At 65.4% G+C, this 22,700-nt stretch carries 22 protein-coding genes; 4 read left to right on the top strand and 18 right to left on the bottom strand.

The window, feature by feature from the left end; genetic code table 11:
- Positions 1–13: 13 nt before the first annotated feature.
- Genes ABLE85_RS09870 through ABLE85_RS09860 form a run of 3 tightly spaced genes read right to left on the bottom strand, consistent with a single transcriptional unit; the run spans position 14 to position 3,371 of the window.
- Positions 14–409 (bottom strand): DUF305 domain-containing protein, encoded by a 396-nt coding sequence (locus tag ABLE85_RS09870; RefSeq protein ID WP_348792553.1) that lies wholly within the window; start codon positions 407–409, stop codon positions 14–16.
- A gap of 14 nt (positions 410–423) precedes the next feature.
- Entirely contained in the window at positions 424–870 is a 447-nt protein-coding gene (cueR, locus tag ABLE85_RS09865) for a Cu(I)-responsive transcriptional regulator (protein ID WP_348792552.1), read from the bottom strand.
- A gap of 11 nt (positions 871–881) precedes the next feature.
- On the bottom strand, positions 882–3,371 hold the full coding sequence (locus tag ABLE85_RS09860) for a heavy metal translocating P-type ATPase (RefSeq protein ID WP_348792551.1): 2,490 nt from the start codon (positions 3,369–3,371) through the stop codon (positions 882–884).
- Positions 3,372–3,620: 249 nt separating this feature from the next.
- Here ABLE85_RS09860 and ABLE85_RS09855 point away from each other — a divergent pair, with 249 nt between their 5' ends.
- Positions 3,621–3,833, top strand: coding sequence for a hypothetical protein (locus ABLE85_RS09855; RefSeq protein WP_348792550.1), 213 nt, complete (start codon positions 3,621–3,623; stop codon positions 3,831–3,833).
- A gap of 51 nt (positions 3,834–3,884) precedes the next feature.
- Here the strand turns inward: ABLE85_RS09855 and kynU are convergent, their stop codons facing one another.
- The 4 genes from kynU to ABLE85_RS09835 form a co-directional block, all read right to left on the bottom strand.
- A complete protein-coding gene (gene kynU / locus ABLE85_RS09850; protein WP_348792549.1) occupies positions 3,885–5,132 on the bottom strand; it encodes a kynureninase in 1,248 nt (415 codons plus the stop codon).
- A gap of 19 nt (positions 5,133–5,151) precedes the next feature.
- Entirely contained in the window at positions 5,152–6,075 is a 924-nt protein-coding gene (locus ABLE85_RS09845; RefSeq protein ID WP_348792891.1) for an ABC transporter permease, read from the bottom strand.
- Positions 6,076–6,081: 6 nt separating this feature from the next.
- Positions 6,082–6,861, bottom strand: coding sequence for an ABC transporter ATP-binding protein (locus tag ABLE85_RS09840; protein WP_348792548.1), 780 nt, complete (start codon positions 6,859–6,861; stop codon positions 6,082–6,084).
- A 67-nt stretch (positions 6,862–6,928) separates the two neighbouring features.
- A complete protein-coding gene (locus tag ABLE85_RS09835; RefSeq protein WP_348792547.1) occupies positions 6,929–7,915 on the bottom strand; it encodes an ABC transporter substrate-binding protein in 987 nt (328 codons plus the stop codon).
- Between the two features lie 182 nt (positions 7,916–8,097).
- Here ABLE85_RS09835 and ABLE85_RS09830 point away from each other — a divergent pair, with 182 nt between their 5' ends.
- Positions 8,098–8,865, top strand: a complete 768-nt coding sequence (locus tag ABLE85_RS09830; protein ID WP_348792546.1) for a GntR family transcriptional regulator — start codon at positions 8,098–8,100, stop codon at positions 8,863–8,865.
- Positions 8,862–9,836, top strand: coding sequence for a pyridoxal-phosphate dependent enzyme (locus tag ABLE85_RS09825; protein ID WP_348792545.1), 975 nt, complete (start codon positions 8,862–8,864; stop codon positions 9,834–9,836). Before ABLE85_RS09830 ends, ABLE85_RS09825 begins: the two co-directional genes overlap by 4 nt.
- Before the next feature lie 13 nt (positions 9,837–9,849).
- Here ABLE85_RS09825 and ABLE85_RS09820 read toward each other — a convergent pair whose 3' ends face one another.
- Genes ABLE85_RS09820 through ABLE85_RS09785 form a run of 8 tightly spaced genes read right to left on the bottom strand, consistent with a single transcriptional unit; the run spans position 9,850 to position 17,457 of the window.
- The gene (locus ABLE85_RS09820) at positions 9,850–11,250 is read right to left on the bottom strand and encodes an amidase family protein (protein ID WP_348792544.1); all 1,401 of its coding nucleotides are present in this window, start codon (positions 11,248–11,250) and stop codon (positions 9,850–9,852) included.
- Between the two features lie 25 nt (positions 11,251–11,275).
- Positions 11,276–12,034 (bottom strand): SDR family NAD(P)-dependent oxidoreductase, encoded by a 759-nt coding sequence (locus tag ABLE85_RS09815; protein ID WP_348792543.1) that lies wholly within the window; start codon positions 12,032–12,034, stop codon positions 11,276–11,278.
- A gap of 24 nt (positions 12,035–12,058) precedes the next feature.
- Positions 12,059–12,814, bottom strand: a complete 756-nt coding sequence (locus ABLE85_RS09810; RefSeq protein WP_348792542.1) for an SDR family oxidoreductase — start codon at positions 12,812–12,814, stop codon at positions 12,059–12,061.
- Positions 12,811–13,632, bottom strand: coding sequence for a polysaccharide deacetylase (locus tag ABLE85_RS09805; protein WP_348792541.1), 822 nt, complete (start codon positions 13,630–13,632; stop codon positions 12,811–12,813). The genes ABLE85_RS09810 and ABLE85_RS09805 overlap by 4 nt, the downstream gene beginning before the upstream one ends.
- A 16-nt stretch (positions 13,633–13,648) precedes the next feature.
- Positions 13,649–14,437 carry an ABC transporter permease gene (locus tag ABLE85_RS09800; protein WP_348792540.1) on the bottom strand — a complete coding sequence of 263 codons (789 nt, stop codon included), beginning with the start codon at positions 14,435–14,437 and terminating at the stop codon, positions 13,649–13,651.
- Positions 14,434–15,285, bottom strand: coding sequence for an ABC transporter permease (locus ABLE85_RS09795; protein WP_348792539.1), 852 nt, complete (start codon positions 15,283–15,285; stop codon positions 14,434–14,436). Before ABLE85_RS09795 ends, ABLE85_RS09800 begins: the two co-directional genes overlap by 4 nt.
- On the bottom strand, positions 15,282–16,370 hold the full coding sequence (locus ABLE85_RS09790; protein ID WP_348792538.1) for an ABC transporter ATP-binding protein: 1,089 nt from the start codon (positions 16,368–16,370) through the stop codon (positions 15,282–15,284). Before ABLE85_RS09790 ends, ABLE85_RS09795 begins: the two co-directional genes overlap by 4 nt.
- 58 nt (positions 16,371–16,428) lie before the next feature.
- Complete coding sequence (locus tag ABLE85_RS09785; RefSeq protein WP_348792537.1) at positions 16,429–17,457, bottom strand: ABC transporter substrate-binding protein; 1,029 nt, start codon at positions 17,455–17,457, stop codon at positions 16,429–16,431.
- 236 nt (positions 17,458–17,693) lie between these two features.
- Between ABLE85_RS09785 and ABLE85_RS09780 the strand changes: the two genes are divergently transcribed.
- Positions 17,694–18,209 (top strand): MarR family transcriptional regulator, encoded by a 516-nt coding sequence (locus ABLE85_RS09780; RefSeq protein ID WP_348792536.1) that lies wholly within the window; start codon positions 17,694–17,696, stop codon positions 18,207–18,209.
- 61 nt (positions 18,210–18,270) lie between these two features.
- Here the strand turns inward: ABLE85_RS09780 and ABLE85_RS09775 are convergent, their stop codons facing one another.
- The 3 genes from ABLE85_RS09775 to ABLE85_RS09765 all read right to left on the bottom strand — a co-directional run bounded on the left by ABLE85_RS09775 (position 18,271) and on the right by ABLE85_RS09765 (position 22,691).
- Complete coding sequence (locus ABLE85_RS09775) at positions 18,271–20,067, bottom strand: ABC transporter ATP-binding protein (protein WP_348792535.1); 1,797 nt, start codon at positions 20,065–20,067, stop codon at positions 18,271–18,273.
- A gap of 64 nt (positions 20,068–20,131) precedes the next feature.
- The gene (locus ABLE85_RS09770) at positions 20,132–21,076 is read right to left on the bottom strand and encodes an acetamidase/formamidase family protein (protein WP_348792534.1); all 945 of its coding nucleotides are present in this window, start codon (positions 21,074–21,076) and stop codon (positions 20,132–20,134) included.
- A complete protein-coding gene (locus ABLE85_RS09765) occupies positions 21,066–22,691 on the bottom strand; it encodes an ABC transporter substrate-binding protein (protein ID WP_348792533.1) in 1,626 nt (541 codons plus the stop codon). The genes ABLE85_RS09770 and ABLE85_RS09765 overlap by 11 nt, the downstream gene beginning before the upstream one ends.
- Between the last annotated feature and the right edge of the window lie 9 nt (positions 22,692–22,700).

The following is a 22,700-nucleotide window of genomic DNA, read 5'->3' as shown; positions in this document are numbered from 1 at the left end:
CAAATGACGCCGGTTACTCGCCCTTGTGGGCGGCAAGCCACTCGTTGAGCTGCTTGATCTCGCCTTCCTGGGCCTTGATGATGTCTTCCGACAGCTTGCGGATTTCAGGGTCCTTGCCGTGTTCGAGCTGGACCCTGGCCATGTCGATTGCCGCCTGATGATGCGGGATCATGCCGAGCGCGAAGTCGACATCCGGATCACCGGTATATTCGATCGTGCCCATGCTCTCGTGCATCTTGTCCATCGCCTCGGTGTAGCCCTTGGCAGCCGGCGTCGATGCACCCTCCGACATGGCCATGCCGCTCATGTCGTGGCCGCTGTGGGTTTCCTGCGCCAACGCACCGCCGGCCACGCCGAGGCCGAGGAACAGGGCAGCCGAAAAGGCCGCAAGCTTGCGGTGAAAATTCATCCGGGTTTCTTTCTTCAGTGCTTCGAGGGGGGAGATTTGTCGTGGGAGGCAGAACCGCCGCAGGACGCCGGCCCCTGCTCGCCGGCGAGTTCGTCGAGGATCGGGCAATCGGGCCGCGCATCGCCGTGGCAGTTGTGCACGAGATGGCGCAGCGTTTCGCGCAGGCTTTCCAGCTCGGCGATCTTGCGGTCGATCTCGGCGAGCTTCACCTCGGCAATCGCCTTCACGTCCGCGCTTTCGCGATGCGTGTCGCCATAGAGCGACAGGAGTTGGCGGCATTCCTCGACCGAGAAGCCCAGGCTGCGGGACCGCTGCAGGAATTTCAGCCGATGCACGTCGCTCATCGAATAATCGCGATAGCCGTTTTCCGAGCGACCGGGCTTCAGGAGGCCGATGTCCTCGTAGTAGCGGATCGTCTTGGCCGGCAGGCACGAACGTTCCGATGCGTCTCCGATATTCATGTTTCGATCTCCTAAAGCTTCACTGTCCGCAGCCTGAGCGCATTGGCGATCACCGAGACCGACGACAGGCTCATGGCAGCCGCCGCAAGCATGGGCGACAGCAGCACGCCGAAGACGGGATAGAGAACGCCCGCCGCCACCGGCACGCCAAGCACATTGTAGACGAAGGCGAAGAACAGGTTCTGCTTGATGTTGCGGATGGTCGCCTGCGCCAGCGTGCGAGCGCGCACTATGCCGTTGAGGTCGCCCTTCACCAGCGTGATGCCAGCACTTTCCATCGCCACGTCCGCGCCGGTGCCCATCGCGATGCCGACGTCAGCGGCCGCCAGCGCCAGCGCGTCGTTCACGCCGTCGCCGGCCATGGCGATGCTGGCGCCCTTGGCCCGCAGTTCGTCCACCAGAGCCTTCTTGCCCTCGGGCAACACGTCGGCGCGCACCTCGTCGATGCCGAGCCGGGCAGCCACGGCCCTGGCCGTGCGCTCGTTGTCGCCGGTGGCCATGATGACCTTGAGCCCGCTTGCATGAAGCGCGCTGATCGCCTCGGCCGCGTTGGCCTTGACCGGATCGGCCGCGGCGACAAGCCCAGCGAGCTTGCCGTCGACAGCGACGAACATCACCGTCCGGCCATCGGCGCGCAGCTCGTCGGCCCTGCTAGCGAGCGGCGCAATATCCAGGCCGAGGCCGTCCATCATGGCGCGGTTGCCCAGTGCCACCGCCTTGCCTGAGACGGTTCCCGACACGCCCTTGCCGGTCACGGCATGGAACTCCGTGACGTCAGCCAGCGTCACGCCGCGTGCCTTGGCGCCCTCCACGATCGCCTCGGCGAGCGGATGCTCCGACGCCTTCTCGAGGCTGGCGGCCAGCGCCAGAAGCTCGGCCTCGCCAAAACCGTTGTCGGTGACGACCTCGGTGAGCACCGGCCGGCCTTCGGTCAGCGTGCCGGTCTTGTCGACGATCAGCGTGTCGACCTCGGCAAAGCGCTCCAGCGCCTCGGCGTCCTTAATCAGCACGCCGGCCTGCGCGCCGCGTCCGGTCGCGGTCATGATCGACATCGGGGTAGCAAGTCCCAGCGCGCAGGGGCAGGCGATGATGAGCACCGACACCGCCGAGACGATGGCGAAGATCATCGCGGGCTCCGGCCCGAAGATCGCCCACACGACGAACGCTGCAATGGCGGCCAGCACCACCGCCGGCACGAAATAGTAGGCGACGCGGTCGGCAAGTCCCTGGATGGGCGCGCGGCTGCGCTGCGCCTTGGCCACCAGCGCCACGATCTGCGACAGCATGGTGTCGGCGCCGACCCTCTCGGCCTGCATGACCAGCGAGCCGTTCTTGTTGATGGTGCCGCCGGTGACCGGGTCGCCCTGCGACTTCTCAACCGGCAGCGACTCGCCCGTGATCATGGATTCGTCCACCGACGAGCGGCCATCGACCACCGTGCCGTCGACCGGCACGCTTTCGCCCGGCCGGATGCGCAGCCGGTCGCCGACCTTGACCTCTTCCAGCGGCACGTCCACCTCCGAGCCGTCGGCGCCGATCAGCCGCGCCGTCTTCGGTGCGAGGTCGAGCAGCGCACGGATCGCCGAACCGGTGCGCTCGCGCGCCTTCAGCTCCAGCACCTGGCCGAGGAAGACCAGCGCGACGATCACGGCCGCCGCCTCGAAATAGACCGGCACCGCGGCGCCATGGCCTCGGAACGAATGCGGGAAGGCATCCGGAAACAGCGTGGCGACGACGCTGTACAGATAGGCCGCGCCCACGCCGATCGAGATCAGCGTCCACATGTTGGGGCTGCGGTTGACGATCGATTCATAGCCGCGATGGAAGAAGGGCAAAGCCGCCCACAGCACCACCGGCGTGGCCAGCGCCAGCTCCATCCAGACGGCGAGGCGCTCGCCAACCCAGTCGCGCGCCGGCACGCCGACCATCGGGCCCATGGTGAGGATGAGCAGCGGGACCGACAGCGCCGCGCTGACCCAGAAGCGCCTGGTGAAGTCGACGAGCTCGGGATTGGGGCCCTCGTCGCCGGTAGGCACGCCCATCGGCTCCAGCGCCATGCCGCATTTCGGGCAGGAGCCCGGCTTGTCGCGGATGATCTCGGGATGCATCGGACAGGTGTATTGCGTGCCGGCAGGCATCGGCTCCGGCGCCGGGCGATCGCCGAGGTATTTTTCGGGTGCGGCCTCGAACTTGGTCTTGCAGCCTGCCGAGCAGAAATAGAACCCCTGCCCCTCATGGCGCGCGAAATGCTTCGCGGTCGCGCGGTCGACCTTCATTCCACAGACCGGGTCGTCCGCCATCAGTTGGTTCTCCGGCGCCTTGGCGAACTTGTCGCGGCAGGTCGCGCAGCAGAAATGGTAGACATGACCGTTATGTTCCGCAGTCGGCTTGCCCGCGGTCGGGTCGACGGTCATCCCGCAGACAGGGTCGCGAACGGTCTCCGCCGACGGCGTGCCGCCTCCATGCGCCTGGCAGCAGCTTGCATGTTGATGATGATCCATCGCTCCAATTCCATGTCCGGCTTCATATAGGATTGGAACCTAGGGCTTCCAGCAACTGGAAGGTCAAGGGCTAACAGCGATGTTTTTGGAAGGTTGACAAAAGAGGCAACTTACCTCTTCCAAGGAATCGGGTGCCAAATCACCTTCCGGCGCAATCAGCTATGGCGAAATCCCGTTTCCGGTCCGGTCGCGCTGAGATGTTCAATCAGCGCTAGGGTTCGTGAATGGTGCGCTGGGAAAGGAGTGCCGATGAAACGCGTCGAGCTGCATGCTCGCCTGAAGGCCGTGCAACAACACGAGCTTGTCAGGGGCAAGGACATCACGACCTTGACGGCGTTCATGGACAACAAGGAACTCGAGCAGCACATAGAGCGCTACGAGCAGATCGTCGAAAATCACGGAAAGAAAAACGGGAAGGAAACGCAGGCTGCGTCCCTTCCCGCAAATTCGGAAACACCCTGAAGCCCGAAAACGAGCCTCGAAGGGCAAAGCCGAAGCCCTGCCGCCAGGCCGTCAGGTGACGGCGGAGCGAACCGCGAAGCGCTTGTCCTGCCAGGCGCCGGTCGCAAGGATATCGCGCAGCACCTCCACCGCATTCCACACGTCGCGATAGCCGACATAGAGCGGCGTGAAGCCGAAGCGCATCACGTTCGGCGCGCGGAAGTCGCCGATGACGCCCCGCTCGATCAGCGCCTGCATGATCTCGTACGAATTCTCATGCGAGAACGAGACCTGGCTGCCGCGCCGCGTGCCCTCACGCGGGCACTCCAGCTTGACGCCGTATTCGCCGCACCGGGCCTCGACGAGCTGGATGAACAGCTCGGTCAACTCGATGCTCTTCTTGCGCAGCAGGTCGAGATCGACGTCGTCCCAGACGTCGAGCGCGCCCTTCAGCGCGCGCAGCGACAGAATAGGCTGCGTGCCGCACAGGAAGCGGCGGATGCCGGGGCTTGCCTCATAGCCCTGCGTGAAGGCGAAGGGCTTGGCATGGCCCCACCAGCCCGACAGCGGCTGCTGGAACTGGTCATGGTGGCGCGTGGCCGCAAAGACGAAGGCCGGGGCGCCGGGGCCACCATTGAGATACTTGTAGGTGCAGCCGACGGCCATGTCGGCATTGGCGCCGTTGAGGTCGACCGGCATGGCGCCTGCCGTGTGGCAGAGGTCCCACACCACCAGCGCGCCGGCGGCATGCACCTTGGCGGTCAGCGCCGCCATGTCGCGCAGCTCGCCCGACTTGTAGTTGACGTGGTTGACCAGAACCACGGCCACGCTCTCGTCGATCAGGTCCTCGATGTTTTCGGCGTCGACGCCTTCAAGACGGATAGTCACGCCCGGGCGCGTCGCGGCCACGCCTTCAGCCATGTACAGATCGGTCGGGAAGCTGGAGCCTTCGGCCACGATCACCGAACGGTCCGGCCGCATCGACAAAGCCGCGTGCAGCGCCTTGTAGATATTGGTCGAGGTGGTGTCGCAGACCACCGTCTCGCCGGGCTCCGCGCCGATCAGCCGGCCGAGCTTGTTGCCCAGTTCCAGGGTGAGGTCGAACCAGCCGGCCTTGTTCCAGCTGCGGATCAGGCCCTCGGCCCATTCTTCCTTGGCCGCCTTGTCCAGCTCGATGAAGACATCCTTGGGAGCCGCGCCCAGCGAATTGCCGTCGAGATAGGTCACGCCTTCAGGCAGCACGAAGCGGTCGCGCATATGGCGAAGCGGATCGGCGGCGTCGCGGGCTTCGATCGACGCCAGGTCGGGAATTGCAGTCATAACTTCGACTATCCTCGTATTATTCGCGGAAGGCTTCGCGGGCGGGGGCCGGGCCGCGGCTGCGGCGCAGGCTCGGCAACGCCAGCATGGCGAGCACGAACAGGCCTGTGGCGAGCTTCAGGTCGGGGGGCGGCATGCCGGCTGCAAGGCAGAGCGACACGAGCTGGTAGTAGACGACTGCACCCACGAAGGGCGCGGCCAACTGGCGGAAGACCGTCTGCTTGCCCACGATCGCCTCGCCGATCATCAGTGCGGCCAGGCCGTTGATGAGGATGCCGAGGCCCATATTGACGTCGGCGAAGCCCTGCGACTGCACCATCACCGCGCCGCTCAGCGCGGAGAAGCCGCCGGCCAGACCGACGCCACCGATGGTCGCGGCCCAGACATTGATGCCTTGCGCCTCGGCCATGTCAGGGTTGGCGCCGACAGCGCGAACCGCCGTGCCCTGCTCGGTCTTGAAGAACAGGTTGAGGACCACGAACACGATCAGCGCGATCAGGCCAGCCGCAACGATCTTGCTGACGGGGAAGCCCGGCTGCACGAACGGCACCCAGTCGAACACGGTGGGCGCACCGAACACCGACAGGTTGGACTTGCCCATGATGCGCAGGTTGATGCTGTAGAGCATCGTCATCATGAGAATGCCGGCCAGCAGCGTGTGGATACGGAAACGCAGGTGAATGAAGGCCGTGCAGCAGCCGGCGACGAAGCCGGCCAGCAAGGCGCAGGCGAGCGCCGTCAGCGGCGAAGCCCCGGCGGCCAGAAGCACGCCGCACACGCAGCCGCCGAGCGGAAACGCGCCCTCGCTGGTGAGGTCGGGGAAGCTCAGCATGCGGAACGGGATCATGATGCCCAGCACCACGAAGCTGAGGATCAGGCTCTGCGCGAGCGTGACGGGAATGAGCGAGATGAAGCTCGCAACGGTGGTTTGAACGAAATCCATCATCGGTCAGCTCGCCAGCAGCATGCGGTCGGTTTTGACGGCGAAATGGCCGATCAGGTCGGGAACCGTGACCTTGGCCTTTTCCTCGCCGGCGATCTCGAGCCGGACGCGGCCGGCATCCAGCATGATCACGCGATGGCCGAAGTCGACCGCGTGCTGCATGTTGTGGGTGACCATCAGCGTCGTCAGCTTCAGCGCGTCCACGGCACGCACGGTGGCATCCATGACGATGTCGGCCGTGCGAGGGTCGAGCGCTGCCGTATGCTCGTCGAGCAGCAGCAGGTCGGGCGACCCGCCCACCGCCATGATCAGCGACAGCGACTGGCGCTGGCCGCCCGAAAGCAGCTCGACGCGCGTGTCGAGGCGGTTCTCCAGGCCAAGGCCCAGGATCGAAAGCCGCTCGCGGTAGGTAGCGAGCCGGGCGGCGGTCAGGCCGCGCCGCAGCGTGCGCGTCGTGCTGCGCAATTCGGCAAGCAGCATGTTCTCGGCCACCGTCATCGAAGCGGCGGTGCCCTTCATCGGGTCCTGGAACACGCGGGCCAGCCGCACCGCGCGCTTGTGCACGGGCATGCCGGAAACGTCGTTGCCGTTGACCAGTATCTGCCCTGAATCGAGGCTCAAGGCCCCGGAAATCGCATTGAGCATGCTGCTCTTGCCGGCGCCGTTGGAGCCGATGACGACCCCGAATTCGCCGGAGGCAAGCTTGAGGTTCAGCCCGTCGAGGGCGATCTTCTCGTCCGCTTGTCCACGATAGAATGTTTTTTGCGCCGACCGGATCTCCAGCACGGGCACCTCCCTTTATGGGGATGTGGCGGCGCGAACCGCGCCGCCACATCTGTCCTATGACGGCGACTTAGTCGACGAAGCAGTTGCAGTCTTCGAGCGAAGCCGGCAGCTCGGCGCCGAATTCCTTGAGGGTTGCCTTGTTGATCAGCGGGGCATGGTCCTCATAGGCCGGGCGGCTCGGAGCGATGGTCTTCGGATCGGCGCCCTTCAGGATCTGCGCGGCAATATTGCCGGCATTGATACCGACCTGCGTGTAGTTGACGGAGAAGCTGGCCGGCACGATGCCCTTGCGCACGGCGTCGTCGTCGGAGTTCACGATCGGGATGCCGGCCTGGCGTGCGGCGGCGGCAACGGCCGCGATCGCCGGCTGCAGCAGGTTCGAGGAAGGCGTGTAGATCACATCGGCCTTGCCGGCGAGCGAAGCGATGCGCTGCTGGATGTCATTGACGTTGTCAACGCCGACTGGAACGACCTCGAAACCGGCTGCCGGAGCGGCTTCCTGCACCTTCTCGAGCAGTGCCACGTCATTGGCTTCGCCCGGATTGTAGGGCTGGCCAAGACGCTTCGCATCGGGCAGCAGCTTGTGCGCGAAGGCCATGACCGCTGCGACGTCCTGCAGGTCGGTCGCGCCGGTGATGCCTTCGTCGCCGGCATCCCACGACGGAACCAGATTGGCCGCGACCGGATCGGTGACGGCGGTGAAGACGATCGGGATGCCCGAGCCGGCCAACGCCTTCTTGGCGATCTGCGAAACCGGCGTGGTGACGGTGTAGATCAGCTTCGGGTTTTCCGCCTGCAGCTTGGCTATCATCTGCGGCACCAGCGAAGCATCGAAATTGGTGTGGCTTTCAGTGTAGACCACGTCCGTGCCTTCGACGAAGCCGGCCTCGGTCAGTGCTTTTTTGAAGCCCGCGATCGAGGCGTTGAGCTGCGGATGCTCGCCGAAATTGGCGATGCCGATCTTGATCGGATCGGCGAGAGCCGAGCCGATGCCCGCCACGAAAACGCCAGCCGCAACAATGCCGCGCAGCCAGCCGGTCTTTGCCTTGTTCATGTCATTCCTCCCATATCCGAGACGTCCCCGCGACAACCGCGGACCGCAGCATGCGGCTGCGATTGGAGAGGATCATAACCGGCGCAAATGACCTGTCAAACATTATATATAATTCTTGCGAAGCCCCCACATGATATATAACCCTTGTTGCCGAAGCATCGCTTCAGCATGGACCAAGCCAGATGCAGAACGGCGAACATACAACGAAAACCGAAGCCGCCTACCAGACCCTCCGCAAGGATATTCTGGAGACGCGCCTCAGCCCCGGCCAGCACCTGAAGCTGGGCGTGCTGCGCAGTGCCTATGGCCTCGGCTGGACGCCTCTGCGCGAGGCCCTGTCGCGGCTGGAAGCGGAACGTCTGGTGACGGCCGTCAGCAATCGCGGCTTCGCCGTCGCGCCGGTCTCGCGCGCCGAGCTGGAGGACCTGACGCGGGCGCGGCAGGTGATAGAGGTGCCGCTCTTCATCGAGTCGATCCAGAACGGCGGCGCCGACTGGGAAGAAGCGGTCGTGACCGCGCACTACCGGCTCTCGCGCTGCAGGCTGGCTGTGGACGACCCGTCAGAGGCGACCGTCAACGAATGGGACGAGAAGCACCAGGCTTTCCACGCGGCACTGCTCAGCGCGGCCACCTCGCGCTGGCTGCTGCGCTTCCGCGACACCATTTCCGACCAGCTGCGCCGGCACCATCGCTTCCTCGGCCTCGCCCCCACCCTGCGCGCGGCGGCCGGCCTGAAACGCGGATATGAGGAGGCGGTCGCGGCGCTGCGCGAGGCGATGGCGCTGGAGCACCACACTGATCTCATGGAAGCAGCGCTCGACCGCGACATCGAGCGCGCCAGGAAACTGATGACGGAGCACATCGGCTACACGCTTCACGTCTATATCCAGGCCGAGGCGGAAGCGACGCAAGCCGCACCGGCTAAAGAGAAAACGCCAGCCGGAACATGACAGACACCGACCCTCGCCGCCCGACGCTCGACGAAATCCACGCCGCGCGGGAGCGGCTCGCGCCGCATCTCGCCCGCACGCCCCTCATCCATCTCGATCTGGGCCTGCCGGACCGAAAAATCTTCCTCAAGCTCGAAACGCTGTCGCCCATCGGCGCCTTCAAGATCCGGCCCGCGCTCAATGCGGTGCTGACGCGCGATGCCGCAGACTTGCGCAACGGCGTAGCCACCGTCTCCTCCGGCAACATGGCCTATGGCTTGGCCTGGGCCGCCCGCCACGCGGGCATTCCGATGGCCGCCTACATGTATGCCGACGCGCCGAAGGCCAAGATCGAAGGCGTGCAAAAACTCGGCGGCCAGGTGCGCTTCATCTCGCATGAGGCATGGTGGCAATACATCACCGATGCCGAGCGCCCGGATCTGACCGAACTTCTCATCAACCCGGTGACCGACCAGGCGGTGCTGACCGGCAACGGCACCATCGGCATGGAAATCGTCGAAGACCTGCCCGAGGTCGACTGCGTGCTGACGCCCTATGGCGGTGGCTCCCTGACCAGCGGTGTCGCCAGCGCGGTGAAGGCGCTGCGGCCCGAGGCAAAGGTCTTCGCGGTCGAGGGCGAGCATGCCGCGCCGGTCACGGCGGCACTCGCCGCCGGCCGCATCGTCGGTGTCGAAACCACGCCGGCCTTCATCAAGAGCATCGGCGGCCCTTCGCTGCTGCCGAAAATGTGGCCCTTGGTGCGCGATCTGATCGACGGCACGGCCGTGGTGACGCTGGCTCAGGTGGTCGAGGCGATGCGCTTGCTGTTCGCCAGCGCGAAGGTCGTCGCCGAAGGCGCAGGTGCTGCCGCACTCGCGGCTGCTATGTCGAACCCGCACGCGACCGGCAATGTCGTCTGCATCGTCTCCGGCGGCAATATCGACGCCGAAGATTACATGCAGGTGCTGCGCGGAGAAATTCCCTCGGCTTGAAAGCCTCGCAGGCTTACCTCGGCAAAGGGTGGGCCGTGGAAAAGCCGATCGCCTCTTCCAGCTTCGCCGCGCAGTCGAGCAGGAAGCGGTCCTCGTGCCAGCGCCCAACCAGTTGGAGGCCGATCGGCAGGCCGGCGGACGAAAGCCCGGACGGGATGGACAGTGCCGGGTGTCCCGTCAGATTGAACGGGAAGGTGTAGGGATACCACGCGCCGCGAATGGTGCCGGCGTCTTGACCCGCGATCTCGACCGTGCCGAGCGGGTCGAGCCCGACCGGTAGCGCCGGAGCCGAAAGCGTCGGCGAGGCGATGACATCGCAGCGCTCAAACACCTCCTGCACCTTGGCGAAGCAAGCGGTGCGCGCAAACTGCGCCTCGTAGAGATCGGCCGCCGTGTAGTTCATGCCGGCCTTGATGGTCTCGATCAGCGTCGGGTCGAGCTTTTCCGGCGTCTTTCCCATCGCCTTGCCGACGCGCGCCCACAGCAGCGAACGCAGCACGACCAGGAACGGCTCTTCCATCGACACGAAATCGAGCTCGATGGGTTCGACCTTCATGCCGAGCGCTTCGGCCTTGCGCATCGCCGCCACGGTCGCGGCCTCGACCTCCGGGTCAAGGATATTGCCGCACTTCAGCAGGAAGCCCACACGCACCGGCTTGCCGGCATCGCGCTCGACCAGCGCGGGCGCTGCCTGCCCGAACGGGTCGCGGCGGTCCGGCCCGGCCAGAACCTCGAACATCATCGCCGTGTCGGCGACGTTGCGGGCCATCGGCCCGACATAAGAGTTCGCGCCGAAGAGATCGGGCGCCTGCAGGTTGGGGATGACGCCGAGCGTCGCCTTCAGGCCCACCACGCCGCAGCACGCGGCGGGAATGCGGATCGAGCCGCCGCCATCGGTGCCGAGCGCCAGCGGCCCCATGCCGGCCGCCACCGCCACGGCCGCGCCCCCGCTCGAGCCGCCGCAGGTGTAGTCCGCGTTCCAGGGGTTGAGCGTGCGGCCGAAGAATGGGCCTTCCGTAAAAGGCTTGTGCCCGAATTCCGGCGTCGTCGTCTTGCCGATCACGATAGCGCCCGTCGCCCGCGCGCGGGCCACGCCAACCGCATCGGCCGCCGGCACCTGATTTGCATAAAGCGCCGAGCCTTGCGTGGTGGCAATGCCTTCGGTGGTGGTCAGGTCCTTCGCCGAAAACGTCAGGCCGTGCAGCGGCCCAAGCTCGTCGCCGCGCATGACGGCGGCCTCGGCGGCCGTGGCTTCCGAGCGCGCGCGGTCATGCGCCAGCGCCATGAAGGCGTTGAGGTCGGAGCGCTCCTCGATGCGCGCGAAGGCGGCCTCCACTGCCTCCACCGGCGAGATCTCCTTCGCACGGATTGCGGCGGCCAAGGCTACGGCGGAAAGTTCGGCAATCTCGGTCATGGCGGTCTCCGGCGAAAAGATTCGGTCAGATCATCCAGCGGCCGCCGTCGATCAGCAGCGTCTGGCCGGTGATGAATCGGGCGTCCTGGCTGGCGAGGAAGCAGACCACGCCAGCCACGTCCTCCGGCTCGCCGACGAAGCCGGCCGGCGTCGCGGCCTTGATGCGGTCCAGCACCTCGGCCGGCATCTTGTCATGCGCGCGGGTGCGGATGGCGCCGGGTGCGACCGCATTCACGGTGACGCCATGGGGCGCAAGCTCGCGTGCCAGCGATCGGGTGAAGCCGACAATGCCCATCTTGGCCGTCGCATAGTCGACCAGCCCGGCGTCGCCGACGAAGGCAGCATCGCTCGACATGTTGACGATACGGCCGCCGCGCTCGCGCATGGCAGGCGCAACGAGCCGCGACAAGCGCATGGTGCTTAGCAGCGAGACTTCGAAGACAAACCGCCAGACATCTTCCTGCGAGGCATGGAAGGGCGCGGAGCGCTCGCGGCCGCTCTGGCCGACATTGTTGAAGAGGATGTCGACCGGCCCGAACCTTTCCGTCGCGGCCGCATGGAAGGCTTCCAGCATGGCGGCATCGGTGCAGTCGCCGGCCACGGTCAGCACGCGGTCCTGCGGCAGGTCGCCAAGACCTTCAGCCAAGCCGGCGGCATCGAGATCGATCGCGGCGACGCGTGCGCCCTCCGCAATGAAGCGCCGGGCGGTCGCCGCGCCGATGCCGTTGCCGGCGCCGGTGACCATGGCAAGCTTACCCTCGAAACGACCTGTCGCTGCGCTCATGCGTTCAAACCTCGGTGGCCCCAATCAATGGAACGTACGGCCGCCGTCAACGGCCATGGCCGTGCCGGTGACGTAGGACGACTCCGGCCCCGACAGCCAGAAGATCGCCGCCGCGATCTCGTCCGGCGAGGCGATGCGGCCGAGCGCATAGCGGTTGCGGATGGCAGCAAGGGCTGCCTCGGCGTCCTCGGTGATGCTGGAATGCAGCAGCGCCGTTTCCACCGCGCCCGGGCACACCGTGTTGACGCGGATGCCGAACTCGGCCGCTTCCATGGAGAGCGATTTGGAGAACATCTGCAGCGCGGCCTTGGAGGCCGAATAGGCGCTGCGATGGCGCAAAGGCTGCAGCCCCGCCCCGGACGAGACATTGACGATGGTGCCGCCGCCGGCCGCACGCAGATGCGGGAAGGCCGCGCGGCAGACATGCATTGGGCCGCTGAGATTGACGGCCATGATGCGCGTCCAGGCCTCGTCGCTCATCTCCTCGATCGGCTTGACCAGATCGACGCCGGCCGAATTGACCACGCCGTCGATGCCGCCAAGTGCCGCCGCGCAGGCTTCGATGGCCTTCGCCACCTCAGCCGAAACGGCTACGTCACAAACTGCAGTGTGGATGGTTTCGGCCTCGAAACGTTCGGCCAAGGCCGCCAGCGCTTGCGCATCGCGATCAAGGCAGCCGACTCTCGCGCCCGCGGCTACAAAGCGCTCGACGGTCGCAAGCCCGATGCCCTGGGCCGCGCCCGTCACGACGATGCGGCGGCCTGCAAAACCTTTGCTCACAGCCCGGCCGCCTTCAGCTTCGGGCGCATGTCGTCGACGATCTCATCACAGCGGCCGATCCAGACATTGGGGTGGTTCAGCGCATGCTCGATCAGCGCTTCCAGCGCCTTCAGGCGCGACGGCTGGCCGATGAGCTGCGGGTGCATGCCCACCATCATCATGCGGCCTTCGGCATAGAGCGTGTCGAATTCCGATTTCCACACCTCGGCCACGGCCGAGGGCGCCTGCATGGTGCGGCCGGGCAGCACGATGGAATACTGGAAGAACGGCGCGTCATCGAGCACCCAGCGGAAGGGCAGCTCGACGATGTCGGTCTTCTTGCCCTCCACCGTGTGCAGATAGGGCGAGTCGTCGTCGAAGAAGTTGGACGAATAGTCAAAGCCATATTCCACCAGCATCGGCATGGTGACGGCGCTGATCTCGGCCGCCGGCGAACGCCAGCCGCGCGGCTTGCGGCCGGTGACACGCTGGATCGCCTCGATGCCCTTCTCCATCTCCTCTCGCTCCTGCTCGGGCGTGAGGCTGAGGATCCAGGCATGGCTGTAACTGTGGTGGGCGATCTCGTGGCCGGCCTTCAGGATCTGTTCCATCAGCTCCGGTCGCTGGTCGATGACGAGACCCGGCACGAAGAAGGTGGAGGTGACGCCGTAGCGCGCCAGAAGCTCCAGCACGCGGCCCGTGCCGACCTTCCATCCATAGGCGCCCTGCGACATCAGGATCGGCCGCGAAGCATAGGACGGGTCGCGCGCCGTCCACATGGTCTCTGCGTCGAGATCAAAGGTGAGGAACAGCGGAAAGCCCTTGCTGGTCAAGCTCATGTCGGTACCCGTATTTTCAGATGAAGCGGTGGAAGCCGGTCCAGCGCTCGGCCAGCCACAGCACGAAGACCGTGGCGACGATCAGCAGCGTCGAAACCGCGGCGATGCTTGGGTCGACGCCCATTTCCACCGAGGAGAAGATGAGGATCGGCAGCGTCGTCTGCTTGGCGCTGGCGACGAAGATGGTGACCGGCACGTTCTCCATCGACGTCACGAAGGCGAACAGCGCACCGGCGACTAGGCCGGGCTTGATCAGCGGCAGCGTGACCAGCCGGAAGGCAGTGAAGCCGTTGGCCCCCAGCACGCGCGCCGCCTCCTCCACCGACGTATCGACGCCGGCGAGGCTGGCGAGCGCGGAGCGCACGATATAGGGCACGGTGATGATGACATGCGCCAGAAGGAGTGCCGCGAAGCTGCCGCGCCAGCCGATCAGGCTGTAATATTGCAGCAGCGCCACGCCGATGACGACCGATGGCAGGATCAGCGGCGCCATCAGGAACGAGGTCAGCGCCTCCGTGCCCGGCAGCATGCGCTTGAACAGCGCATAGGCCGCCGCCACGCCCAGCACCAGCGAGATCGCCGTGGAGCCGACCGCCAGCATCAGGCTGATGCGGATCGCGTCGAGATAGACGGGGTCGCTCAGAACCTTGGCGAACCATTTCAGGGTCAGCCCCTGCGGCGGGATCGTCAGATAGGAAGTCGTGCTGAAGGCCGCGAGCACCACCACGATGACCGGCAGCTGCAGGAACAATATGACCAGCAGCGCAATCGAGGTGATGGTGAGACCGGGTTTGCTCTCGTTCATGCCATGCCCGCCCAGCATTTGGTGATGCGGCTGGAAGCCCAGATGATGGCAATGGCGATGACCGTCAGCGAGAACGACAGCGCCGAGCCGCTCGGCCAATCGAGAAGCTGCATGTATTCGTCATAGATCAGCGTCGCCATGACCTTGTAGGTCGGTCCGCCCAGCATGCGCGGCGTCACCAGCGCGCTGATGGTCAGCACGAAAACCAGTATGGAGCCGGAGATGATGCCCGGCGCCGTCAGCGGCAGCGTCACCGAGGTGAAGACATGCGTGCGGCTGGAGCCGAGCGTGGCGGCAGCCGCCTCGACATCGCGCGGCACGTTCTGCAGCGCCGCCACCAGCATCAGCACCATGAACGGCAGGTAGATATGCGTCATGCCGATCATCAGGCCGGTGAGGTTGAACATCAGCTTCAGCGGCGCGCCGATCAGCCCGGTCTGGATGAGGAAGTTGTTGACCAGCCCGCGGTTGGACAGAAGCGCGATCCAGCCGAAGGAGCGCACGACGAGGTTGAGCATCAGCGGGAAGATGACCAGCAGCGTCAGCGGCAGGCGCAGCCGCGCCGGCCCGCGCACGATGAGATAGGCCACCGGATAGCCGAGCAGCAGGCAGGAGACGGTGACGCCGAGCCCCAGATAGAGGGTGCGCCACACCACCTCGCGATAATAGTCGTCGGTGACGATACGGGCATAGTTTTCGAGCGTCCAGGAATTGGCGACGATGCCCACGCCCGGCGAATATTCATGAAAACTGGTCGGCGCCAAAAGCAGCACCGGAACCAGAAAAACGCCGAACAGCAATAGCGCCAGCGGCCCGAAAAGCAGCACGCCCGCCTTCCAGTTGCTCACGAGCGCGCTCCCTTGGCCGCGAGCGCGAAGACATTGGCCGGAGCGACGGCCAGGAATACCGAAGCATCCTTTTCGAGGTTGCTCGCCGCGCCGCTCGACGGCGCCTCGACCACGATTTCGGTGCCCGCGCCGATGCGCACGACATATTGCACATGCGCGCCCGAGAAAGAGCGCAGCTGGACCGTGCCGGGAATGGAGTTCGCCGGCGCCTCGGCGGGCGTCGTGCGCAGCTCGATCGCTTCCTGCCGCAGGAACAGTTCGACCTCACCGCCAGCGGCGACATCGAGCCGGTCGGCGTTCAGCGTCAGCCCGCAGCCGATCTCGACGGTACCCCCTGCCCCGTTGCGGCTCGCGACCTTGCCAGGCAGGCGGTTCGGCTTGCCGATGAAGCTCGCCACAAAGGCGGTGGCCGGGCGATGATAGATGTCCTCGGGCACAGCGAACTGCTCGATATTGCCATGGGCCATGACGCACACACGATCCGAAAGCGACAGCGCCTCGGCCTGGTCGTGGGTGACGAAAAGCGTGGTGATGCCGAGTTCTCGCTGCAGGCGCTTCAGCTCGATCTGCATCTCGTCGCGCAGCTTGGCGTCGAGATTCGACAGCGGCTCGTCAAACAGAAGCACGTCGGGGCGCGGCGCGATCGCACGCGCCATGGCGACGCGCTGCTGCTGGCCGCCCGACATCTGCCGCGGATAACGATCGCCGAAGGCATCGAGCCGCACCAGCGCCAGCGCGTCCTTCACGCGCTTTTCAAGCTCGACGCCCTTCACGCCCTGTCGGCGCAGGCCGAAGGCGACGTTCTCGAACACGGTGAGATGCGGGAACAGAGCATAGGACTGGAACACCAGCCCGATCCGTCGCTTGTTCGGCGGCAGCACGGTGATCTCGCGCTCGCCGATGGTGATCTTGCCGCCCGTCGGCGCAATCAGCCCGGCGACCATGCGCAGCACCGTCGTCTTGCCGCAGCCGGAGGGGCCGAGCAGCGACACGAACTCGCCATTGGCGATCTCCAACGAGAGGTCGCGCACGATGACGGCCTCGCCGTAGTGCTTCGAGAGATGGTCGAGTTTCAGGCTGCTCACGATCTACCTCGGAGGTTCCACGGCGGGCGCTTCAAATGCCCGCCGCCGATGAAGCTTGTCAGCGCGCGACTTCGCGCTGCCACTGGCGCGTCCACTCGGGCAGCTTCTGCGACATGACGTTGGGGTCCAGGAACAGGAGCTTTTCGACGACCTCGCCGGTGGGCACGATCTTCGAAACCTCGTCAGAGAGCTTCACGTTCTTGTTGACCGAGCCGATGAAGGCGGCCTCCGAGAAGCACTTCTGGCTCTCGGCCGACAGCACCTGGTCGATGAACTTCAGCGCGAGATCGCTCTTCTGCGTGCCCTTGGGCATGACCACGCTCGGCTTGATGGCGACTGCGCCTTCCTGCGGATAGGCGACCGCCACCGGCAGGCCCTTCTGCGCAGCAACGCCGGCGCGGTCCGGATACCAGACGGCGATGTCCACTTCGCCGCGCTCGAACAGCGACACGACCTGATCGGCCTGCGTGTAGAGCACCACCGAATTCTCGGCCAGCGGCTTGATGGCCTTCAGGCCGGGCGTGATGTCGTCGAGCGAGCCGCCTTCCATCTTGTTGACGGCCATCAGGAACTGCCAGCCGGTGGTGCCGGAAATGTCGCCGATGGTGACGCGGCCTGCATATTTCGGATCGAACAGGTCCTTCCACGAGGTCGGCGGCGTGGTCACGGTCTGCGGGTTGTAGACGATGGTGGTCGCGCTCAGCATTGCCACGACATAGGCATCGTCCGCGCCCCAGGCGTCGGGAACGATCTCGTCGGCGTGGGTCAGCTTGGAGCGGTCGAGCTTCTCGGTCAGGCCCTCGTTCTTGAGCTGGGCGGCGAAGGCATCGTCCATGAAAACGACGTCCATGTCGGATTCGCCCGCCGTGGCGCGAACGGAGGCTGCGTGCTGGGAGGAGTTCGCCAGCTTCAGCGTGACCGTCGCGCCGGTCGCCTTCTCGAAGGGCTCGACATAGCAGGCCTTGGCATTGTCGGCGAAGGAGCCGCCGAAGGCGCCGACGACCAGCTCCTCGGCGCCGGCGGCGGCCGGGAACAGGACAGCGCCGGCAAGCGCGGCGGCTTTGGCAATTCGGGTGGTGATGTTCATGTGCGCTCCCATTCGGTGCGTAGCGGCCAATTCAGGGCTTTTTATCGTTCCTGGCGCACGCGCATTGGTGCGCCTACGCCGGGCCGGACGCCTAACATGGAAGAATATGTCTTTCAAGAAAGAAAAATGGAAGATAAATTGCCTGAACAGAAGCCTGCCGCAACGATGTGTCCGTTGCATGGCTTGCCGTGCGAAATTGGGTATGATGGATGCTGAACGAGACTGCCGAGAATGCGATGAAAGCTGAGAATGCCGAGATCTGGGCCAACGACAGGGTCGCGCGCGGTATGGCGCAGTGGCGGAGCGAGCGCCCGGACCTGGACTGTTCGGGCAAGGCCGTGGTCGGGCGCATCCTGCATCTGCACGACGTGATCCTGCGCGCGGTCGACCGCGCCTTGGCCCGCCACGGGCTGAAATATCCCACCTACGCCGTGCTGGCCACCTTGCGCGTGGCCGGCAGCCCCTACCGCATGTCGCCGGGCGAACTGCTGGACACGCTGCTGCTCTCCTCCGGCGGGCTGTCGAACCTGCTGCGCCGCATGGAGAAGGATGGGCTGGTGCGCCGCATGGCTGACGAGCGCGACGGCCGCGGCGTCATCGTGGAACTGACGGAACAAGGGCTGAAAGTCGCCGATACGGCGATGGCGGACCATGCCCAGATCGAACTCAAGTTGGTCTCGGTGCTTTCGGACGATGCGCGCGACATGACCGCCGACGCGCTCGGCATGATGATCGCCGCTTTCGAACGCTGACGCGGCGACCCATCGAAAGGCTACGGCGGCGCAACCTGTCGCGCCGCCGGTCAGAAAAGCATCAGCTCCAGACCAGGTGTCCGGCGCCCATGTCCTGCATCACCAGCTTCGGAGGCACGTAGTCTAGCCCGTGGACCGGGCTTGGCAGGTCACCGTCGGTGCGCACGAAGGGCTTGCGGTGACGATCCGGATCGGCGACCGGCACGGCTTCCATCAGCTTCTTGGTATAGGCGTGCTGCGGGTTCTCGAACACCTGCGCGCGCGTGCCGGTTTCGACGAAGCGGCCCATATACATCACCGCCACGCGGTGGCTGATCTGCTCCACCACCGCCATGTCGTGCGAGATGAACAGATAGGATATGCCGGTCTCGTTCTGGATGTCCTGCAACAGGTCCAGCACCTGCGCCTGGATCGACACGTCGAGCGCGGCCACGCTTTCGTCGGCCACGATGACCTTGGGCGACAGCGAAAGCGCGCGCGCAATGCAGATGCGCTGCCGCTGCCCGCCGGAGAATTCGTGCGGATAGCGCTTCATCTGGTCGGCCGAGAGGCCGGTTCGCCGGAACAGATATTCGACGCGGTCGTCGAGTTCCGAGCCCGAAGCCAGCCCGTGGATCACCAGCGGTTCAGCCACCAGGTCGCCCACCCGCATGCGCGGATCGAGCGAGGCGTAGGGATCCTGGAAGATCATCTGGATGTCGCGCAGAACCTGCTTGCGCTCGGGCCGCGTCAGGTCCGCAGTTTCCTTGCCACCGACACGGATGCTGCCGCTCCACGGAATGAGATTGAGCAACGCCTTGCCGGTGGTCGACTTGCCGCAGCCGGACTCGCCGACCAGCGACAGCGTCTCGCCAGGCTTGATCTGGAACGACACGCCTTCCACAGCGTGCACGCGCTTGACCGGGCGCTGCAGGATGCCGCCCTTGATGTCGAAGCGCACCACCAGGTTGTCGACTTCCACGACCGGCGCCTCGGCGGCGGCCTGCGCCGGCTCGGATTCTTCGCCCTTTGGCTGCGCAGGCGCCCGCTTGGGCTGCGTCGTGCCGGTCATCTCGCCGAGCCGCGGCACGGCGGCCAGCAGCGAGCGGGTATATTGATCGGCGGGCTGGGTGAAGATCTGCTTCAGCGGGCCGCTTTCGACTTCCTTGCCGCGGTTCATCACCAGAACGCGGTCGGCCATCTCGGCCACCACGCCCATGTCGTGGGTGATGAGCATGACGGAAATGCCGTTCTGGGCCTGGAGTTCGCGGATCAGCGCCAGGATCTGCGCCTGGACGGTCACGTCGAGCGCGGTCGTCGGTTCGTCGGCGATGAGGATCTCGGGCTTCTGCGCGAGCGCAATGGCGATCATCACGCGCTGGCGCATGCCGCCGGAAAGCTCATGCGGATACTGGTCGAGGCGGCGCTCCGCGTCGGAAATCTGGACCTGGTCGAGAAGATCTTTCGCGGCCTTCCTGGCCTCGGCCGCGGAAACTGGCTTGTGCGCCACGATCGCTTCGGCAAGCTGCCGGCCGATGGTCAGCACCGGGTTGAGCGAAGTCATCGGCTCCTGGAAGATCATGCCGATGTGCTTGCCGCGCACATGGCGCATCTGGCCTTCGGAAAGCGCAAGAATGTTCTGGCCGTTGAGCATGGCCGTGCCGGAGGCGACCCGCGCCATCGGCTTGGGCAGAAGCTGCATCAGCGACAGCGCCGTCATCGACTTGCCGGAGCCGCTTTCGCCGGCGATGCACAGCGTCTCGCCGCGTGCCAGGTCGAACGACAGCCGATCCACGACGATCTTTGCGCCCTCGGGCGTTGCCACCTGGGTTACGAGATCTCTGACGCTGAGAAGCGTGTCCTGCGTTGGCTTGTTCATACTGCCTGGATAGCTCCGAGAGAGGGGAGAGGGACGCGGGACCGTTGGCCCGCGTCCCACGATTTCATTCGAATACGACGCGCGGGAAATAGAACGACACGACCCAGTTAGGCATGTCGACGATTTCACTGATCCTCAGATCGCCGCAGACCGAGCACAGCATGTAGGCGTCTTCCGCCGACAGGCCGTGCTGCTTGCCCAGCAGGTCGATCATGTTGGACAGCGCAGCCTTGGCGCCGCTCATCAGGTCCGGACCGATGCCGGTGGTGACCTCGTAGCCCTTGGCATCGAGATGGCGCGTGACCGGCCCCGGCGTGGTGAAGCGCGGCATGGAAAGGTTGGCGTCCTTCACCACATCGAGCGTCAGCCCCACGTTCATGGCGCTTTCGATCGCCGTACCGCAGACTTCGCCGTCGCCCTGGGCGGCGTGCGTGTCGCCGATGGAGAACAGCGCGCCTTCCACCTCGACCGGCAGATAGAGCGTCGTTCCCGCGGCGATGTCGCGGATGTCGAGGTTGCCGCCCACACGCCGCGGCGGAACCACGGAGTGCAGTCCCTCCTCGGCAAGCGCGCAGCCGATGGTGCCCGCGAAAGGCTTCAGCGGCACGCGCGCATGCTTACCGAACAGCGCCGGCTCGAGCGTTGCAGCGTCATACTTCCACAGCGCCAGCGCCGGGTCCTTGAACTGGTCGGCGAGCAGGCCGAAGCCCGGAATGTTCGCCGTCCAGCCGAAGCCCGAAGGCTCGAACTGATGGATCGTGATCTTCAGCGCGTCGCCCGGCTTGGCCCCATCGACATAGATGGGACCAGTGACCGGATTGACCTTCGAGAAGTCCAGCGTCGAGACGTCGGCAACCGTGCTTTCCGGCTTGAAGTGGCCGGAGCCGCTGTCGACGCACTCGAACTTCAGGCTCGAGCCTGGCGCCACCGTCGCCACGGGCGGGATCGAACGATCCCACCCATAGTGATGGTGCCTGCCGTGGATGGTGTAGTCGCAGTTACTGCACATCTTTTGCGTAGACCTGATCGTAGTTGACGGGGATGTGGACCGGGTCGACGAAGAGATTGTCGGCACCGCCAATGCGCGAAGAGCGGATGGTGAAGCGCTCTTCGTTGAACACCGGCGCCCACGGGGCGTCTTCCATGATCTTCACGTAGATGTCGCGCCACATGGCTTCGCGCTCGCCCTGCTTGGCCGGATCGACGATGGAGTCGGCCTCGGTGGCCTTCTTCTCGAGATCCTCGTTGCAGTACCACGACCAGTTCCAGCCGCCCTGCACCGCGCCGCCGCAGCCCAGGATCGGGCCGTAGAAGTTGGACGGATCCGGGAAGTCGGCGATCCAGCCCATGCCGCCCGACCAGATCATCGGAGCGCCGTCCGGCTCGCCGCCGGCCGCGATCACGTTGGCCTGTGCCAGCGCCTTGATCGAGGCCTTGATGCCGATCGCGGCGAGATCCTGCTGGATCGCCTGAGCGATGCGCGGCTGCGGGTCGGTGTTGGCGACGAACAGCTCGGTCTCGAAGCCATCCGGCAGGCCGGCCTCGGCCAGCAGCGCCTTGGCCTTCTCAACGTCATACTGGTAGCCCTGGTAGTCCTTGGCATAGCCCGGCATGGACGGCGGCAGCGGCTGGTTGGCGGGAATCGCGCGGCCGTTGATGATGCGCACGATGCGATCCTTGTTGATCGCCATGTTGACCGCCTGGCGCACCTTCACGTTGTCGAAGGGAGCGATCTTGACGTTCATGGTGACGTAGCCGGTGTGCAACTGGCCGCCCTGGATGATCAGGTCCTTGAACGCCGGGTCTTCCTTGACCTCGATGAACTTCGCCGGCGGGATGCCGTCGCCCGGAATGTCGACCTCGCCCTTCTGCAGGCGCAGCAGCGCCACGACCGGCTCCTGGCCGACCTCGAAGGTGATCTGGTCGAGCTTGGGCAGGTCCGCGTTCCAGTAATCGGCGAAGCGCTCGAAGACCAGCTTCTGGCCGAGCGACCATTCGGCCAGCTTGAAGGCGCCGGAGCCGACCGGGTGCTTGCCGAAGTCCGCGCCCCACTTCTCCACTTCTTCCTTCGGCACGACGAGCGAGAAGTTGATCGCCATCACGTGCAGGAAGGTGGCGTCCGGGCGCGATAGCTCGAACTTGATGGTGTAGGGATCGACGACCGTGATGCCGGAGAGGCCGTCGGCCTTGCCTTCGGAAGCTTCCTCAAAGCCGACGATGGAGCCGAAGAAGCCGGCGCCCGGGCTCTGCGTCTTGGGGTTGACGACGCGATCGATGGAGTACTTCACGTCCTCGGCGGTCAGCTCGCGGCCGTTCTGGAACTTCACGCCCTTGCGCAGGGTGAAGGTGAAGGTCTTGCCGTCTTCCGAGATCGTATAGTCTTCGGCGAGGGCCTTCTTGAGGTCCGTCGTACCCGGCTCATAGTCCATCAGGCCACTGAACAGCGACTTGATCATCGACCAGTTCTGCCAGTCGTAGCCGATCGCCGGGTCGAGCGTGGAGACGTCGTCCTTGTAGGTGACGATCATCGAGCCGCCCTTCTTGATGTCGTCGGCCACGGCCGGACCGGCGATGGCGATTGCCAGAGCGAGCGCCGCAACGCCCTTGAGAAGCTTTGTCTTCATTTTCTGTTC

It is taken from the genome of Mesorhizobium sp. KR1-2, assembly GCF_040045035.1.
GTDB lineage: Bacteria > Pseudomonadota > Alphaproteobacteria > Rhizobiales > Rhizobiaceae > Pseudaminobacter.
This window is presented reverse-complemented; position numbering and strand designations above follow the sequence as displayed.